Origin of the sequence: Pseudomonas sp. PDM26 (assembly GCF_019219185.1) — a bacterium.
In the GTDB taxonomy this organism is placed as follows: Bacteria; Pseudomonadota; Gammaproteobacteria; order Pseudomonadales; family Pseudomonadaceae; genus Aquipseudomonas.
On sequence record NZ_JAHUWC010000006.1, the window covers coordinates 256,421 to 274,312 of the forward strand.

At 53.3% G+C, this 17,892-nt stretch carries 13 protein-coding genes; all 13 read left to right on the forward strand.

The features are described 5' to 3' along the window. Position 1 precedes the first annotated feature (1 nt). The 13 genes from KW849_RS14515 (at position 2) to KW849_RS14575 (ending at position 17,890) form a co-directional block, all read left to right on the forward strand. The gene (locus tag KW849_RS14515; protein WP_218430000.1) at positions 2–640 is read left to right on the forward strand and encodes a type IV conjugative transfer system protein TraE; all 639 of its coding nucleotides are present in this window, start codon (positions 2–4) and stop codon (positions 638–640) included. Next, complete coding sequence (locus tag KW849_RS14520; RefSeq protein WP_218430001.1) at positions 630–1,796, forward strand: type-F conjugative transfer system secretin TraK; 1,167 nt, start codon at positions 630–632, stop codon at positions 1,794–1,796. The genes KW849_RS14515 and KW849_RS14520 overlap by 11 nt, the downstream gene beginning before the upstream one ends. 10 nt (positions 1,797–1,806) lie before the next feature. Beyond that, on the forward strand, positions 1,807–3,168 hold the full coding sequence (locus tag KW849_RS14525; protein ID WP_218430002.1) for a TraB/VirB10 family protein: 1,362 nt from the start codon (positions 1,807–1,809) through the stop codon (positions 3,166–3,168). A gap of 57 nt (positions 3,169–3,225) precedes the next feature. Then, positions 3,226–3,750, forward strand: a complete 525-nt coding sequence (gene traV, locus KW849_RS14530) for a type IV conjugative transfer system lipoprotein TraV (protein ID WP_218430003.1) — start codon at positions 3,226–3,228, stop codon at positions 3,748–3,750. A gap of 84 nt (positions 3,751–3,834) precedes the next feature. After that, complete coding sequence (gene traA / locus KW849_RS14535) at positions 3,835–4,128, forward strand: TraA family conjugative transfer protein (RefSeq protein ID WP_218430080.1); 294 nt, start codon at positions 3,835–3,837, stop codon at positions 4,126–4,128. Positions 4,129–4,197: 69 nt separating this feature from the next. After that, positions 4,198–10,980 carry an Ig-like domain-containing protein gene (locus KW849_RS14540; RefSeq protein ID WP_371319140.1) on the forward strand — a complete coding sequence of 2,261 codons (6,783 nt, stop codon included), beginning with the start codon at positions 4,198–4,200 and terminating at the stop codon, positions 10,978–10,980. A gap of 118 nt (positions 10,981–11,098) precedes the next feature. Continuing rightward, positions 11,099–11,788 (forward strand): DsbC family protein, encoded by a 690-nt coding sequence (locus KW849_RS14545; RefSeq protein WP_218430004.1) that lies wholly within the window; start codon positions 11,099–11,101, stop codon positions 11,786–11,788. Continuing rightward, positions 11,789–14,191: a type IV secretion system protein TraC gene (traC, locus tag KW849_RS14550; protein ID WP_218430005.1), complete on the forward strand. Its 2,403-nt coding sequence runs from the start codon at positions 11,789–11,791 to the stop codon at positions 14,189–14,191. Next, positions 14,188–14,508: a hypothetical protein gene (locus tag KW849_RS14555; protein ID WP_218430006.1), complete on the forward strand. Its 321-nt coding sequence runs from the start codon at positions 14,188–14,190 to the stop codon at positions 14,506–14,508. The genes traC and KW849_RS14555 overlap by 4 nt, the downstream gene beginning before the upstream one ends. Further along, positions 14,501–14,992 (forward strand): S26 family signal peptidase, encoded by a 492-nt coding sequence (locus tag KW849_RS14560; protein WP_218430007.1) that lies wholly within the window; start codon positions 14,501–14,503, stop codon positions 14,990–14,992. The genes KW849_RS14555 and KW849_RS14560 overlap by 8 nt, the downstream gene beginning before the upstream one ends. A 14-nt stretch (positions 14,993–15,006) precedes the next feature. Further along, positions 15,007–16,137, forward strand: a complete 1,131-nt coding sequence (locus tag KW849_RS14565) for a TrbC family F-type conjugative pilus assembly protein (RefSeq protein WP_256357226.1) — start codon at positions 15,007–15,009, stop codon at positions 16,135–16,137. Further along, positions 16,134–16,838, forward strand: a complete 705-nt coding sequence (locus tag KW849_RS14570; RefSeq protein ID WP_218430009.1) for an EAL domain-containing protein — start codon at positions 16,134–16,136, stop codon at positions 16,836–16,838. The genes KW849_RS14565 and KW849_RS14570 overlap by 4 nt, the downstream gene beginning before the upstream one ends. 5 nt (positions 16,839–16,843) lie before the next feature. After that, positions 16,844–17,890, forward strand: a complete 1,047-nt coding sequence (locus KW849_RS14575; protein WP_371319141.1) for a TraU family protein — start codon at positions 16,844–16,846, stop codon at positions 17,888–17,890. The last annotated feature ends 2 nt before the right edge of the window (positions 17,891–17,892 follow it).

Genomic DNA, 17,892 nt, shown 5'->3' on the forward strand with positions numbered 1-17,892 from the left:
TATGCTGTTTAAGAACTTCAAGCAAACGTTCCGAGGAACGGTTTCGGAGAATAAATTTCTCCGGGGGTTGGTAGTCGCGTTGATTGCAATTGATCTGTTTGCAATCGTCGGTTGGCTTAATAAAAGCACTGTTATCGATATGCAGCCACCGACCTTGACGGAGCGTGCTTGGGTCGACGAAAACTCGGCATCCGATGAGTTTGTTGAAGGCTGGGCTCTTTACATCGCTGACCGACTCGGCAACGTGACACCGTCGTCGTCAAAAGTGATTCGTAAGTCCATTGAGCCATTGCTCGATACTGAGATTTACCAGGATGTTGTTAATAAAATTGAGGCGCAAGTGCTTCAGATTCGCCAAGACAGGGTGACTCTGAAATTTAACGCTAAAGATGTTTTGCGTGATCGGTCCAATACAAGGAAATTTTATGTGACCGGCCGATCCTACATGACCGGTCCCAATGGAAAGCCTGAGCCAAAAAATGTCACCTATGAACTTGACTTGCGAATTAAAAACTACAAGCCAGTACTGACCTTCATCGACACGTACGAAGGGCCACCTCGAACTGAAGATGTTATTCGCCGCCAAGAGAAAACCACCCAAGCTCGTAAGCGTATGGACCAGATCAATAATGAAAAGTAAACAGGTGAAACTAGCGTTGATTCTCACTGCGTTTGCGGCTGTTCAAACGGTTCATGCGCGTGAGTTGAATATTCCAAAAATGCCGACGGCCTCGACAGAGACTCTCGTGGTCGATGCGATGCCGAAACCGGTTGATCCCTCTGACTACGGACTCGAGGAGAGCGAGGCGGCTGCGCATGCTGCTCTGGATCAAGAGACAGCTCAAAAGGCTCCTGAGCCAGCCCCGAAGCCGGCTCCTGAACCTGCCGCGAAATCGGCTCCGCCCGCAGTCGAAAAAAGTGCGCCCATCCCGCCAGCGAAGAAAGACACCGACATGATGAAAGTGTCCGGTGGCGGCCGTGAGGGTGACCTTCAGGCCGTACCTGCCTCTGTGGCCAAAACCACCGCTGGGGGGGAGGAGTCGGTTGCGATGGTTTCTTCCCTGGAGGATGTCATTGTCCAGCCAGGCGTGAACACCATCGTTCCCGTAGCTATTGGTCACCTCAACCGAATCGTTACGCCCTTCGAAAAACCGATTGTTCAAACCGTCTCATCGAGCTCAGTTGAAATCAAAGGGAACGTTGTTTACGTATCGACGCAGGATCAAGCGCCGATCGCTATGTACATCACGCCGAAGGACGACGAGTCGGTGGCGATCAGCCTGACACTCGCGCCGCGGAAGGTGCCGCCAATTCAGGCCAACCTGATCCTTGGACAGGTGCCAGGGTCTGGTGGTCGTGCTACGCCGGGCGGCATGGGCGGATTCCGCTACTCGGGTCAAGCCAAGAAGTGGGAGGAGGGGCAACCCTATATGGAGTCCATCAAAGGGATCATGCGATCCCTGGCTTTGGGCGGCATTCCTAAGGGGTTCTCCATGGGCAAATTGAGTCGCACCGATACGCTCCCTGCCTGCTATCAGGAGGGCATAGCTTTCGATTTCTCGCGCTCCCAAATTGTTCTGGGTCATAACTTCAAAGCCCTAGTGGGTGTAGCGCGCAATTCTTCGAATGTCCCGGTCATGTTCGACGAAACCTCCTGTACGCATCCGTCATTGGCCGCGGCTGCCGCATGGCCGCGGAACATGCTGGAGCCAGGTCAAGCGACAGAAATATACATCGTGACTCGAGTTGGTGACGCGCCTGCAGAAGAGTCTTCCAGGCCGAGCCTGCTGAACTAAAGGGGGGGTTATGATCAAGTCAATGTGGTCGGGTCTGAGCCCGAGTAAAAAGAAAATTGTGGCGATTGTAGGCGCCATCGGCGTGGTTCTTGTTGCTGTCTTTGCGATGAGCTCGATTGGGGGAAATGAACAGCGAAAGCAGGGTGGCAAGCAAACGATTGGCCGTGTTCTGTATGACGGTGATCCCCGCTCCGTGGGCATCGATTCCATCAACTCTAAACAGCGCGACCAAGAGAAAACCATCACCGAAGTTCAGCGCAACCTCAAGACCCTGATGGAGCAGAGCAACAACCAGAAGGAACTCAAGGACAGCCTGAAGACCGTCCAACAAACTGTTGACGACCTTAAAGGTCAGGTCTCTCTCGCTAAGGAGCAGGCCGACAAGGTTGTGGCTGAGAATCAGAAGCTTGCGGATGAAGTGCGCACCAATCAGTCGAAGGCGCCACCGCCCGAGCAGGAAGCCGAGCTCAAGGAAAAGGAAGAGCGAATTAAGCGTGAAAAGGCTTCCCAAGAGCGTTTCAACTCTGTGGGCAATGATCCGAATAAAAACCAATCGGCCTTCTTTGCAAATGCGCCGGCTCCGGCTCAAGACCCCGTCAAACCGGGTCAGACCCCGAAGAAGGACGAGAAGCTGACGATCAGATCCATTGGCAGTGAGCAGCCGAAGGAGGACGACGGCAAGGACGAAAAAGAGCAGGAGGTCTTCTTGCCGGCCGGCTCCATCATGTCCGGTGCGTTGATTACAGGTTTGGATGCACCGACCGGCACCAAGGCTCGCCAGGATCCGTTCCCAGTTCTTCTGCGAATCAAGAAAGAGGCTGTTCTACCAAACAGATTCCGTGCAGACGTTCGCGAGTGCTTCTTGATTGCCAGCGCCTTTGGCGACATGTCCTCAGAACGAGCTTACATGCGCGCCGAAACCATCTCCTGTGTTCGTGATGACGGTGGCGTTATCGAGACCGGTATGGATGCGTACGCGGCGGGTGAGGACGGTAAGGCAGGTGTGCGCGGTCGCCTGATCTCGAAGCAGGGCGCGATCCTCGCACGCTCCCTCGCAGCAGGATTCATGCAAGGCGTCAGTGAAGCGTTCAGCGTTCGCCAAGTGCCGAGTATTAACGTGACGGGTACAGGGAGCAGTAGCGGCAATAAAGGTGTTGTTGATCCGGTTTACCAACAGGCATTCAACTCGCAGGCCCTTCAGGGCGCTGCCATCGGTGGTGTTGGCTCGGCGTTGGAGCGCATTGCTGACTTCTACCTGGAAATGGCTGAGAACCTGTATCCGGTTATTGAGGTTGATGCCGCCCGTGAAGTCGACTTCGTCGTCAAGAAGGGTGTCCAGCTGAAGCTCATGACTAAAGCCCCACGGCGCTGACCCGAAACAGGGGCGGATTCGCTCCTGCACCCAACAACATATTTGGATACTTCAATCATGAATTCGATTTCAGCGGTGAATGCTTTCCGATTTTTGGCCCTGGCAGCAGTGACCACGGCTATGGCCGGTTGCTCGTTTTTGCAGGTGGGCGAGTCTGAGTACTCCTGTAAGGGCATGCCAGACGGTGTGACCTGTATGTCTGCCCGCGATGTATATCAGCTGACCGAAAACGAGAATTTTCGACAAGAAGTAGAGCTGCGCCAGGCTGCCAAGGATCAGGCGATCAAGGAAGGTAAGCCGATGGATGAGGTTCTGCCTTCGGTGCAGCCCCATATCGCGGCGGGCGAACGCTATGTCGTTCCAAAGCCAGCTCGTAACCCGATTCCGATTCGTTCGCAGGCCACCGTCATGCGTGTCTGGGTTGCTCCATGGGAGTCCGATTCGGGCGACCTGAACGTGCCTGGATTCATTTACACGGAAATTGAACCGCGTCGTTGGGAGATCGGTACCCCAGCGCCTAAGCCCACTCCTTCAATCCGACCACTGGAGTCGAGGAAGAACACTGCTTCACCTGCAACTTAAACATTCCCCAACCAGCAAGACCTAGGAGATACACCCATGCAAATGAGCATGACCCCAAGCCAAGTCCGGCGTACCAAGGACGTAATGAAGTTCGGTGTAGCACTGATGCTCACCGTCGCAGCAAGCAACGCACTCGCTGGCACCGGTGGTGACAGCTTCGACTCGATCTGGGTAACCCTGACGGACTGGATGCAGGGCACCCTGGGCCGGGTTGTAGCTGGCTCGATGGTCCTGGTCGGGATCGTTTCCGGCATCGTGCGCCAGTCGATCATGTCGTTTGCGACAGGCGTGGGCGGTGGGGTTGGCCTGTACAACACGCCGACCATTATCGAATCGATCATGACCGCCACCCTCCCGGTTGCGCACTCTCTCAGCTAAGCAACGAGTACTACCAAAGCCGGCCTTCGCCGGCTTTTGGGTTTTCAAACCAGGATCGGGAAGCTAATTGTGAACTGGATTAAATCGACAGGCCTTCTTGCGGTGACGTTGATGTCGGTGGTCTTTTCGGCACAACTCCTTGCTGCGACGCAGTGCGTTGAGAGCGGAGAGGCTCTGTCATTAAATCCAGTTGTAGCGGTCGTGGGCGAGACACTTAATGTGACCTATACGCTGGACCGTGTTGGGTGTTCGTCAATAGGGTCTTACAGTCTTCCGATCAATATTGGCTCGCCGAAGGGCGCGAATATTGGAAAATGCGAGGGGGTTCGGAGCAAGGAGTCCTTCTCCTGTAGGGGCGTGGCAACATTGCCCCAAGGATTCACGGGACCTTTGGTTATCAGTGTAGGTAAAGCGCTGGCTGAGACCATTGTCGAGAGGAAAAAAACCCAACCTCATGTCGATGACATGGAGGTACTCAACAACGAGGACGAAACGTTACTTATCCCTCTCACCCTCACTGGTGCGGGAGTCCAGGCCGAGTCTTTCGAGATTCTGGACATGCCTTCTGAGGAGATCGGACAGTTCCTGCTAAGCGGATCCACCGTAACCTTCAAGCCTATCCCGCAATGGTATGGGATTACGTCCTTCACCTATCGCGGCAAGGACACAACCGGTAACTTCTCCAATCCGGCGACAGTCCGCGTTGTTACCAGTCTGGTAAATGATGCACCGAACTTAATCCCCCACCCAGCGATCGGAGTTGAGGACAAGCCGTTTGTGTATGTGCCGGTCGTTCAAGATCCTGACCAGGTCGACATTTATCAGTTGGTCGTGGAGGCGCAGGGTGCTCACGTAACAGCTTCAGTCGAGCCGGACCTTCACTCCCTGAAAATTGTTCCGGAAAAAGACTGGAATGGGACCGACACCCTCAAAATTAGTGCTGTAGACAGCGCCAACGCGAAGAGTGATGTGATGACCGTTCGTGTCGTCATCCAGCCTGAAAGCGATGCCCCCATTCTCACGCCGGTAGCCATCACGGCGAATGAGGACAGCGAGGGCAGGGCCAAAATTGTATTTTCGGATCCCGACGGAAAGGCCCCATACCGATTTCTAATTGATAAACAACCGCCACCAAGCGCTGGCGGTTGTGGCATTGACGTGGACGAAGTGGTCTTCACTCCGGCCAAGAACTGGAACGGAACAACGGATTGCTCAGTCGTCGTTGTTGACGCTGACAGCGGCGCATCGCTTCCAAGCAAAGTGTCAATCACTGTGTCTGCGGTAGCCGATAAGCCTGTGGTGGAAACCAAGACACTGACCCTAAATCAGGGTGATACATCGACGTTCAGCCTGGTGGTGACGGACCCTGATGTCGGCGACAGTTTCTCGCTCAGTAGTTCGTCTTCTCAGGATGCTGCTTTCGGATCGTTTAGTTTTACTGGCTCAACCATTACGGTTGCACTTAACCCAGCTTTCGTTGGGACTAGATCGATCTCGTACACGGCGAAAGACTCTTCCGGTCTTGTGTCGGCACCTGGTGAGCTGACGATCAAGGTGCTGCCGGTTGGCAAGAAGCCTGTTGTCGCTTCGGGTCAGGCCTCCACCGGTATTGATACGCCTGTGACGTTGGAGCTCATGGCAACCGATCCAAACCATGATGCGCCACTTGCCTTCGCCATTTCTCAGACTGTTCCGGTTACATCTGGGTCGTTGAGCTTAAATGGCAATCGATTAACCTTCACGCCGGCGGCAGGATTCGTCGGTACCGCGACCGCTAACGTCGTAGCTACTGACCCAGGTGGTTTGGTCTCGGCGCCACAAGCCGTATCATTTATTGTTCAGGATGATCAAACCGTCGCATTTGACCCCGATAACCCCGACAGCCATACGATTATAATCGTTCAGCAACCCAACGCGGCTGCAGGCGTGATAACAGTCAATGGCATGTCGTTGACCTTTACGCCCGTCCAGGGCTATTTCGGGACGGCTACATTCACGTACAAGTTGCGGGACTTGGCCGGGCTTGAGTCGGATACCAAGCAAGGGACAATCGATGTAGCCAAAACCAACTACGCCCCTACGTCTGCTAACGTGGCCATCAGCGTTAACGAGGGGGAGGCATCGAGTCCCGCACTGCCGACGGTAGTAGATGAGAACCTCTACGATGCTGGGTTGCACACCTTCACCATCCCTATCCAGAGCATGACTGGGGTCGCGGAGGTAGTGAACAATCGCATTATCTATCACGCCCCGTATGGCGCCAGCGGCACTAAGACCTTCAAGTTCATCGCCCGAGATGTTGCCGGCGCAGAAGTCGTTGGCTTGGCGACTGTGAATGTGGTGGCCAAGAATTTCCCTCCAAGCTCGGTGGACTTGAGTCTTGATACCCTAGAGTCCACCCCGGTAAGCGGCGTACCCGTCGTCGTCGATCCAAATCCTAACGATACGTTCACCTACACAATCGATTCGAGTCCTATTGGCGGTACCGCTGCCGTTGTAAGTGGCAAGGTTGTCTATACGCCGACCGCGAACTGGGTAGGGTCTGATCGCTTCGCCATATCGGCATACGATGCCGCTGGCGTTAGGGTCACTGGGCTTGCCTTTGTGACTGTGCGTCCGTCGAACGTTGCGCCACTGTCGCTAACTGGCAGCATAACGGTCCCAGAGAACACCACGAGTGCACCGTACTACCCTGTCATCGTCGATAAAAACCTCTATGACATGGGCAAGCATCAGTTGGTAGTCAAAGTTCAACCGGCAAACGGTTTGGTATCGGTTGTAGGCAATCGACTGGTCTACACGCCGAAAAAAGACTTCATTGGTGACGACACTGTTGCAGTCGAAGCAACCGACCTGGGCGGGCTAACCGTGCAAGGAATCGTGGCGCTACACGTCACGATGAACAACCTACAGCCCGAGACAGCAATGCTCAAGATCGTGACGTACGAGAACACACCGTCAGCAGAGACCGCCCCGACGGTGGTTGACCCAAATGCATGGGATCAATTCACTTACGAGGTCATTGCTCAGCCCGAGCATGGTTCGGTGGTGGCTGGGGCCAAGGGATACGTATACACGCCGCAATCGAAGTACACAGGCAACGACAGCTTTGCCTTCCGTGTCGTTGACGTGGGCGGGAAATACGTCGAGAGCGTGGCCAAGGTATCGGTTCTGCGGAAAAACACAGCGCCGACTGGGGTGACTCCGAACACCTTGTATTTCTACGAAGGAATCGGGGGCAAACAGCGCCTGGCAGCAATCGACGATAACCTCTGGGGATCGCATACCATCGAAGTGCAGTCCCAGCCTGGGCATGGCTTCACTTGGTTCGACAACGATGAGTTGAACTTCAAGACCGATGGTCGTACAGAGACGACGATGACCGTCAAAGTGACGGACCAGGACGGGTTGTCCGTGGTTGTTCCTGTCCGCTTGGTGCCCAAGAGCATTGACAGCGTAATCGATCAATTGCCAGTTCAAGAGTTAGCCGGCGATAAAGTGGCCACCCCAGCAATCACCAAAGAGTTTCTGCGTGTGGATGGCCGACCAGGTCTATTGCTGACCGATAAGGACGCGATTGCAGCACTGGGGAGCGACATCGTCGCGGTCATTGAAAAGACCTCAACTGTTGGGTTGCGTGTCGGTAGGAGGCCTTTGGCGCCGAGCCAAGGCACCAGGTTGGCAGTGGAGTATTTCACTGCGGACGCGCTCGGCTCTGCGTTGGCAGGCATCGAAACGAGTGCCAGTGGCCACGGCCGGGTGCTGCTCGTAAGAGGGGACCTGACGGGCACCGCGTACGCGATACCTTTCGAGGTATGGAAGCTCGAAGGTGCGGTGAAGACATCAGCCGACACAGCTCCTCTGGGTCTACAAGCAGTACGTGCACAGTTTGAGCCGTCGAACACAGTGTGTTTGAACACCGTTCGCCAGGCCTCTGCGGTTAACGGCAACCCGTACGATAATCCAGTTTGCCTTCTGGAATTCACACAGAAGCTGCCTGAGTTCAAGGACCTATCCAGTGACTCGACATTGGTAATGACTGGGACCGCGACCGATGTCGGTACGTACCCGATCGAGGTGACCTCCTACATCGTCGGCGCGAATGGCGAGAAAAATCTGCTGGCGACTTATACCAAGTCTGCCGAATTTGTTTCGCCAGTTGGTGCGGTGAAGGTTGGACCGAAGTACCCATTCACGACGGCTTATTACAAGGTCGAGGATCTGGATATTGAGTACGTCCAGCAGGCAGGGCCTCCATGCGATCTCACGATCATCGAGCGGCGGGCAATTTCAGCAGCCGCTTCGTTCAATACAAGACCCTTGTGTCTGCTTGAGTGGGATGAAATCCCTGTGGGAATGGTCGCTCGTCCAAACTGGGAGCGGCCGTACCTCCAGGGGACGGCAACTATGCTCGGCCTCAATACGTCGAGCTGGAGGCTGTCTGTTTTCACGCCATCCGGTAAGAAAATTGACCTTGGGCCGGACACCTTTACCTTTACCGCAATTGAGCCGAGCACGGCGACGGTTACCTACGTGTCCAGTACGAAGGTCAGCGACACACTCCTGACCTCACCACTCGATGGCGCATACATTGGTGACGCAGTGATCCAGTCGGTTAGCGCAAGGCTGATGCTCCAGCACAACCTCAACTTGGGTGTGGAGCAAACCGAGGATGCAGCTCCAGCCTACGGCGCGATCAGCAAGATCTACCGTCGGATTTACACGGCACCTTTTGATGCACTGTGGCAAATGAAGAAACTCCACGTAGACGCCGCCTACAAGGTACTGCCTGACATATCGACGCATACAGAGGTTGATGTCCTGGCCGTTCCTGATGAGAGTGTTGTGCCAATCATCGACAACGAGAACGGAAAGGTTCTTTCTACGGAAAGCCTTGAAGTAGGGGTGACGATGGGGGATGCGTTCAACGATCAAAAGGTTTACTCGCCGGACACGATGGGTGAATGGGAAATTCGCCTGATTCTTAAGCCAACCTGGAACACGGTGACAGAGCTTGCACCATGGCAAAAGACCGACGGTGTTGGCCATGCTGCGTTTGCAATACCTGTTGATGAACTGGCCGGTAAGAATCTGCGCATTTACGCAGAGGCCCGAGTTATTTCGCCTGTGCCAGAGTACAAGGTAACTCGCACATCGCCCCGACCTCTAAGCCTAGCAATCCTGAATGGTGCTGCTCTCGATGGTTCAATTAGGGCACTTCGTCTGACGGGTGAAGCCCCACTGCGCATCACGCTGTTTGCTGATGTGACCAATCGAGCGTGGGCCAAGGACCTGGGTGCTGTTCGCTGGGAGTTGTCGACGGAGGGCGGTCCATGGGTCGAACTGCCGAACAAGAGTCGAACGCCGCAAAGGATCGCCATGACCTTGTTGAAGGGTAACTACAAGGTCCGCGCAGAGCTGACGAATAAACACTCTGGGGCTAAGTCGATGACCGATGAGATTGAAGTCATCGTGTACAACATCCCGAAAGGTGTGTTGAAGGGACCAGGGAACACTTTCATCGATGCCTCTGCTCGGTTCAGAGTTCTGCAGCTGGATGGCCAACCAATTGATCTCTCAAATATCGATGTCGAATGGAGCTTGGATCGCGGTAAGACGTGGGCACCAGGGAATGATACGAACATCCAAACACGGAGTACTGAGGCACGAGTGAGTGTCTATGCGCGCATGCGCTTCAAGGAGGCGCCTGTTGACGATGTGCACGTATGGAAGGTCCTTCGATCTGGTGTCGCTTTCCGGAAAATCAGGCCGCCACGAGTGCAACTGATTGGTCCCCGTCGGCCTGAGGTCGGGAAGGAGACAACGTGGATTGCGAACATGCTGATGCCATACCCAAACATGGACCTGACCATGGGGGGGGAATTCATCATGCCCGATGGCACAACGATCGTGCCTGGCCAAGAGGCCAAATACACGCCAGTGGATGCCGACATCACAGATTCCAAGACCTACTTGAGCTATAGGGCTTGGATCGAGGGCTACCGCGATCGTGGAGGAGAGGGCATAACTCAGCAGCGCATCACTTTCTGGATCTATGACTGGCCTGAATGGGCTATTCAGCCAACCTTCAGCGCAGAGTACGCGCCGGCGGAACTTTCACTCCGCGTGCGGAACATTGGCGAGTTCAAAGCGGTTGAGGGCGTGTACTACGATTGGGAAATGCCGGCGATGCCCGGGTACGAAGTCGTGAAGGACGACACCATGGTTCTCAGGATGCTCAACATCCTCGAACCTGCCGTGTACCCCTTCAAGGTCCACGTCTACGATGCACGAGGCAACTACAGCCTGGTAGAACGCCTGATGACCTTCAAAGAGCCACCACCTTGGACCATCAATCTGTTGTGGAATGGTGACAACAATGCTTCCCGGGCGCCTTTGGGCATCATGGTCCGACCTCAGATTTCAGGTGGTCACCCGAAGGACCGGATCACCAGCCTGAAGTACAAGTTGAACGGCGAGGAGATTGATACGGGCGGCTCTCGCTATGCCAGGGCTACTTTGCCGACAGAAGGCCAGTACCAGGTCGACCTCGAAATTGAGACCCTAATGAACAAAGGCTCAGACGGTAAAGTTGATATCGATGTAAAGAAGAACCAACCACCTACTTGTGAGCTGCAGGTAAAGGAGGGCGGTTCCGCTTGGTCGGCGCTTGCCAAGTGCACGGATCCCGATGGGCGAATCGCGAGGCATAACTGGTACGTGAACGACAAAGTGCAAGGGCTGGGCGGATCGGCGATCACGATCTCGAAGCGGACCTACCCAGACGCGCCGAAAATCGTCCTCTTCGCAACTGACGATTCAGGAGAGGATTCAGCGCCAGTAATCTGGTGATTCGAAATGAAGGGCGCCAGTGGGCGCCCTTCATTTTTGACCCTGTAGCAGGGTCAGATTCGAACCTAATGGCGAGGCAAGTTCTCTAGCCTGATGACATCGAAATCGAGGTGTCCTCATGCTCAGAAGAATCTTTTTCCCCCTCCTGTTGGCCACGTCTGCATGCGCTTTGGCTGTCGAGCCGGCTGATGGTCAGCACAATCAAACCGCACCTATGCCAATAAACGGCATGATTGCAGCGGTTAAGAACGGGAAAATGGCCTTCGTTAGCGATAACGGACGATTCGTGTTCCGCGGGTCCATGTATGACACCTGGGCGCAGAAAGAAATAACGACACTCGAAGAGGCCGAGCAAGCCTCTAAGTACATTGACCTCCAGAAGATCAAATTCAATATCGAAGACCTGGTTCCCTTCACTGTCGGAACAGGTTCAAAGACTGTCGTCGTTTTTACAGATCCACTTTGCCCCTCTTGTGCACACCTTATTTCCGATCTGAAAAAAGTTGAGGGTTACAGTTTCAAGATCGTTGAAGTTCCAGCTCTAGGTGATGAAAGCGCAAAGATTGTTCGAAGCCTGCTCTGCGCAAAAGACAAGAATGCCGCCTTTGATATTGCAACCGGCAAGGATAAGCCGAAGGTCCTCGACCAACGCGGAAATGATTGTGATACCTCGCCTATCGGCAAACGAATTATTTCAGCCCAAATGTTCGGTGTGAAAGGCGTTCCTTTCATGATCCGGAATGACGGGTTAATTAAACATGGTTACGAGAAAGGGACCCTTTCTAACTGGCTGACGGGAGCAAATTAAGTGACTGCGTATGCCAAGGCAAACTACCCGTTAGCTGACCTTCTGAGTGTTATCGCCTATGACGACGAAAAAAAATACTTCGTCATGGATGATAACTCCGTTGGATTTTCGTTCTTGTGCCGGCCATTACCTGGAAGTGACGGTAAGGAGGGCGATCAGCTCAAGTCTGTGATGAAGCAGGCCTGGCCATCGGGAACGACAATCAACTTCAACTTGTTCCCGTCGCAAAATATCAACTCCCAAGTAAATAGCATGCTCAGGATGCGGCTTGGTTGCGAGGACAACATCGCACACCAGGCGATTAAAAGCCGGGCAAGCTATCTGGTTAATGGCACGTTAAAGCCAATTGATGATTACTCCGGAATCAAGGTCCGTGAAATTCACGTTCTGATCACCGTGGTAATGCCAATAGACGATGTGTTGCCGACCGAAAAGGAAATTCAGACCCTGTCAGAGCTGCGTGCACAGTTTGACTCCACCTTCAAAAGCATCGGTTTTGCCCCGCAGGCGCTAACCAATCATCTCTACCTGGAGATCATGTCTTCGATTTTGAACCAGGGGCAACAAGCCTCCTGGCGCGATCGAATGCATGCCGAAGCAGAAGATGACAAGCCTTTGAAATGCCAAATCCTCGATTACGACCGGACCGTCGAGGTATTCAGTGATCACCTGAAGATCGGCGACACGCTAGTAAAAACGCTGAGTGTTAAGAAGTTTCCGCGGCAGACGCTTCAGGGGTATGCGGCATGGTACCTCGGCGATTTGCTGACCGGCACCAACGGAATCCGCGAAAACTGCTTGATCAGTTTTACGGTGTACTTTCCCGAGCAACAAGCGGCGAAAGACAAGCTCAACACCAAACGCCAATGGGCGAACAACCAGGCCTACGGTCCGCTTCTAAAATTTGTGCCAAAACTCGGTGCGAAAAAACAAGGCATGGATGACCTCTTCAAAGAAATTGAAGAGGGAGAGGCGGTTGTTCGGTGCAACATGACTGTGGTGATTTTTTCTGGTGATCGTGACCGTCTGGTACGTGCGACTTCGGAAGCTCGTAACTACCTGGGTATTCGGCAGTTCACGTTGCTGGAGGACAAATACTTCGTTCTTCCGTTGTTCCTGAATGCTCTACCCTTTGGCGCCGACCGCAAAGTGATCGACGAAAGCTACCGCTATAAGACGATGGCAATCACTCATGCGTTGCCGTTGCTCCCTATCTATGGCGATTGGAAGGGGACTGGCTCACCGATCATGCAGTTCGTTTCACGGAATGGGCAGCTGATGTCCTATTGCCTGTTCGACTCGGAAACAAACTACAACGCAACCGTCGCCGCCCAATCCGGGAGTGGTAAGTCGTTCCTGACCAACTACCTGATCACCGCCTATCAATCAGCCGGCGCTCAAGTTTGGGTCATCGACGTAGGGCGGTCGTACGAAAAGCTTTCAAAGGCTTTTGGTGGGGACTTTATCGAGTTTACGCCAGAGTCGCACATCTGCCTGAACCCGTTCGAGCTGGTTCAAGAATACCAGGATGAAGAGGACGTTCTGATTGGGTTGCTCTGCGCAATGGCGGCGCCGACCCAACCTCTGATCGACCTGCAAATTGCCGGCCTGCGTGAGCACTGCGCAAAGGTCTGGGATGCCAAAGGCCGTGAAATGATTGTCGATGATGTCGAGCAATCACTTCTGGGAGACTCGGACTCCCGGATCAAGGATATCGGCAAGCAACTGTTCCCGTTTACCTCGAAGGGTATGTACGGCAAGTACTTCAACGGCCGAAACAACGTCGACTTCAAAAACCCCTTTACTGTCCTAGAACTGGAGGAGTTGAAGGGGCGAAAGCATCTTCAACAGGTGGTTCTCCTGCAGTTGATCTATCAGATCCAGCAGGCCATGTTCCTGGGCGATCGCGACAGAAAGAAAATCGTGGTTATCGACGAGGCATGGTCGCTTCTGACCGAGGGCGACGTGGCCAAGTTCATCGAGCACGGCTACCGACGGTTCCGTAAATACAACGGAGCAGCAATCACCATCACACAGTCGGTAAACGACCTCTACGCAAGTCCTACTGGCCGTGCCATTGCGGAAAACTCAGCGAACAGTTTCCTGCTCGGCCAAAAGCCAGACGCGATCAACATGATCAAACGGGAGGGGCGTTTGGCTCTCAGTGAAGGCGGCTTCAGCATCCTTAAGTCGGTTCATACCATTCGTGGGCAGTACTCGGAGATCTTCTTTCAGACCGAGCAGGGTACCGGGGTTGGGCGTCTCACAGTCGATAACTTCTCGAAGTTGCTTTACTCGACAACGCCCAAAGATGTCAGCGATATCAATATTTACATTGGTCAAGGGCTGAACACAGCTGAGGCAATTAATGCCGTGATGCGTGATCGTGGGGTAGCAGCATGAAGGATGTGATATTAAACGCGCTGGTTTCATTGGTGGTTGCTGTAGCAGTTGTTATGGGTCATGACTTCATTAAAGTACAGGAGTACGGAACACCGATTGCGGTTGTTAATTATGATGTTGTTGCCGGGAGCGCCAAGCTCGACTCTCCGGAAAAGGCCGAAGTTGGATATGAACAACTGCGGGCGTCGGCAACTAAGCTCGCTGCGGCAGGGTTTGTGGTTATTGATTCGCGTGCGTTGACTGCATACCCACCTGATCTCGAGGTGCCGTCCCCCGTTCAGCAAGAAGATAAAACCTCGGGGGCGAAGGATGAATAAACACGCACGTTTCATAATTCGTGCTTTGCCTTTGACCGCATTAATGGTGGCGGCAAGCCTGTATGCGACCACACGGTATGGCATAGGCATTGATCCGCAAAAGAACACCTGCCTTGATTGGCGCGTCTTTATCATTGATAAGCACAATACGTCAGTGGAGCGCGACGGCATCTATGCATTCAAATCGACACAGATGGAGCCGTACTTCCGCAATGGCACGGTCATCATTAAGTATGCCCGTGGCGTTACAGGTGATCGCGTCACGGTAAATCCCACCCAGGTGTCGATCAATGGAAAGGCACAGGGGGAGGGGCTTTTGCTGTCCGATAAATTGGGTATGCCACCAACCCGATATGTTCGTGACGAAATTGTCCAGGCGGATAAATTCTGGTTTATGGGAACGTCCTCGGACAGTTTTGATTCCAGATATTGGGGGTATGTTGGGCAGAGCGACATTATTGGAAAGGCGTACCCGATATGGTAAGTCGGACGTTTGTCTTGGCTCTCCTGCTGATGGCTCCTGTGACCAACTGTTTAGCTGATATGAACTTTGCCGCCCAAGAAAAGGCGGCGTTAGAACAGTTTTCCGCAGAGCTAGACCAAATCAAACATCAAACTGACAGGCAAGTCGATTTCACCTTAAAGAATGAAGACTTTGCGTTTGCTAAAGCGCCCACCCCACAAGCCCCTGAAGGAAGTGCGCAACCTGCTATTGACGATAGAAAAGTTATCTATCAGATATTCGTGTCTTGGTCTCTTGGTGAACAAGAGATTAAGGAGCTCCTTGTTCTATATAATGGCAACAAGACTGTAGAACTCGTATTTCGTGGGATCCCGGAAGGCATGCCGTTCCCGCAGGCCCTAGCCAAGCTACAGAAGTTGGCGTTTGAGACAAAGTCGGACACTCCAGTTTTAATTAACCCCGTTGTGTTTACTGATGCGGGTGTGTCGACAGTTCCTCAAATTCGAAAACTTGTAGAAGGTACTCCCCAATACATTGTTGCCGGTACCACTTCTATCGAGGCGGCCGATACGGAATATGGCACCCGGAAAAAGTCAGGTCTGGGTTCCGTCGGGCCAACGCTCGATATTGAAGAGCGCGACCTAATCGAGGTGCTGAAAGAGCGACTGGCGAAAGTTGATTTTGCCGAGCTCAAGGAAAAGGCAACTAAGCGTTTCTGGGACAAGCAAACCTTTGTCGACCTCCCCACGGCGACAACCCATCGGGTCAGGAAGCTGGACCCCACAGTCATGGTCCCTGAGGACATGACCGCGGCTGACGGTTCATTGATTCATAAGGCTGGCGACCGGATCAACCCGCTTTCAATTCGTCCATTTACTCAACGTCTGGTGATCATTGATCCAGTTGACCCAATTCAGATCGCTCTAGCTAAAGCAGAAATCGCGAAACACGGCAACGATCAGAACGTCGTCGTGATTCTTTCAAGGGTTGACCGAAGCTCTGGTTGGGATGGATTTACGAGTGTCCAGGACCAAGTCGACCGGGCTGTTTACCTTCTAAAAGACGATGTTCGCACCCGTTTCTCAATTGACTTTGTTCCATCTGTAGTTACAGCGGATTCATCCAACTTTTATATCGAAGAATTCCCAGCAGGGGGGCTCAAATGAAAGCTATTGCGCTTCAGGCAATCCATCAGCCCAACGGGGGCATTTTGGGACACGAGGTCCTTGTGCGTCAGTCCGTTGGTGGCACTTGGGTGGGGCCTGGAGCGTTTATGGCCGGTTCTGATTCTCAGGCCTGGGTAAGAATGGACCATACGGTTGCGGAACTGCTGATCAAGCATGCGGCCGATCTTAGAGGCCGCGGCCTGTCCTTTGTGAATGTCAGCTCCCACACACTCTCCGATCCGGTTGCGCTTCGCGCAGTTTGTAAGTCCCTGGCCAAACTGGCTCCCATGGGGGTTGAGGTATGCGTCGAGGTTTCTGAGGCCTTCGACGCCATTGGCAGTTCCTTTTTTCAGGCGATGGGGTTAATCAAAGACCAAGGTCTGTTGTTGGCGATTGATGACTTCGGAATGGAGTGCTCCAACTTTAGTCGCTTGAGTTCCTACCCATGGGATTTCTGCAAGGTTGATTTAAACGCAGTGTGGAATAGCGACAATCTTGATTGGCTAATCGAGGTGAGGGATTACTGTAGTGCCAATGGTATTGGCCTGATTTTGGAAAAGCTCGAGTGCCTAAACCTGTTAGGCGGATTGCTTAAGCCTTTGAACTCTGCTTCGGTGCAAGGCTTTGCCTTGTCAAAACCGTTCATTCTTCAATTCAATTCTTTCGCTGAACGTTCGGCCACACAACTCAAGGCGCAGTAATCACAGTGATGAAGATCAAAGTTATTTTGGCTCTCTTGTTTTCGGCGGTGCTTTATTCGGGAACAGCCTCCTCTGAGACGTCTGTTACCGACTCTCTTTCATGCCCAAATGCGCAACTGTTTAGTGGCAAGCTATTTACCGACGTGTGTTGGGCATGCCTGTTTCCCATACGAATTGCTGGTGTGAGTATCACACCCGGTGACGCCCCATTTGGCGCTTCTAATAAAAGCCTCTGTATGTGTGAGGACAAACTGGGGTTGTTCATGCCCGGCATTGTTAACTCCATGTGGGAACCTGCACGACTGATTGAGGTGGTACGAAAACCTGGTTGCTCGCTGGCGCTCGGAGGTGTGACGCTGCCCTTAGGCGATAAACGTCTGTGGGGCACCTTGTCAGACGCGACTGCGGGCAACGGTATAACAAAGGAACGCATGTCATTTTACAACGTTCATTACTACGCGTTTCCTTTGCTCTCAATTCTTGAAATGTATATGCCAAAGCGCTGTTCTCCTGATGGCTATGCGGACTTCGATATTATTCAGTTGTCCGAAATTGACCCGACGTGGACTAATGACGAGCTTGCATTTTTTGTTAACCCGGAAGCAGCGGCTGTTGCTAACCCTTTGGCGCAAGCCGCATGCACAGCCGATGCGGCGTTAGGTGTAGTTGGGCAAGAGCCATTGACGTCACTGTGGTGGTGCGCAGGTACATGGGGGGAAATTTACCCTATGGCCGGTACCGCCCTACCAAACGACTTTGGTCGCACAACGTCACTCCTCGCAGCTCGGACGATTGCAACCCAGCATCGGCGGGGACTCGCGCACTTAACAATTGGAGATCAAACAATTTGCAGGGGATCAATATTCCCGACCATTCCAAAATCCCAATACAAAATGAGCATGTTTTTTCCGAGAGCTGAATCAAAGCGGGCGCACTACATTGGGGCCCACCCACTTACATGGCAGGGGGGCGAGGGCCGCGTTATCCCACAAGTCGGTGAGGATGCACTTTATATGCTGTTTCGCTGGAATGACTGCTGCAATACATTGTGAGG

Coding starts and splice junctions, on each gene's coding strand:
- KW849_RS14515 (WP_218430000.1), top strand. CDS start 2: ATGCTGTTTAAGAACTTCAAGCAAACGTTCCGAGGAACGGTTTCGGAG.
- traV (WP_218430003.1), top strand. CDS start 3,226: ATGAATTCGATTTCAGCGGTGAATGCTTTCCGATTTTTGGCCCTGGCA.
- KW849_RS14520 (WP_218430001.1), top strand. CDS start 630: ATGAAAAGTAAACAGGTGAAACTAGCGTTGATTCTCACTGCGTTTGCG.
- KW849_RS14570 (WP_218430009.1), top strand. CDS start 16,134: ATGAAAGCTATTGCGCTTCAGGCAATCCATCAGCCCAACGGGGGCATT.
- KW849_RS14555 (WP_218430006.1), top strand. CDS start 14,188: ATGAAGGATGTGATATTAAACGCGCTGGTTTCATTGGTGGTTGCTGTA.
- KW849_RS14560 (WP_218430007.1), top strand. CDS start 14,501: ATGAATAAACACGCACGTTTCATAATTCGTGCTTTGCCTTTGACCGCA.
- traA (WP_218430080.1), top strand. CDS start 3,835: ATGAAGTTCGGTGTAGCACTGATGCTCACCGTCGCAGCAAGCAACGCA.
- KW849_RS14525 (WP_218430002.1), top strand. CDS start 1,807: ATGATCAAGTCAATGTGGTCGGGTCTGAGCCCGAGTAAAAAGAAAATT.
- KW849_RS14545 (WP_218430004.1), top strand. CDS start 11,099: ATGCTCAGAAGAATCTTTTTCCCCCTCCTGTTGGCCACGTCTGCATGC.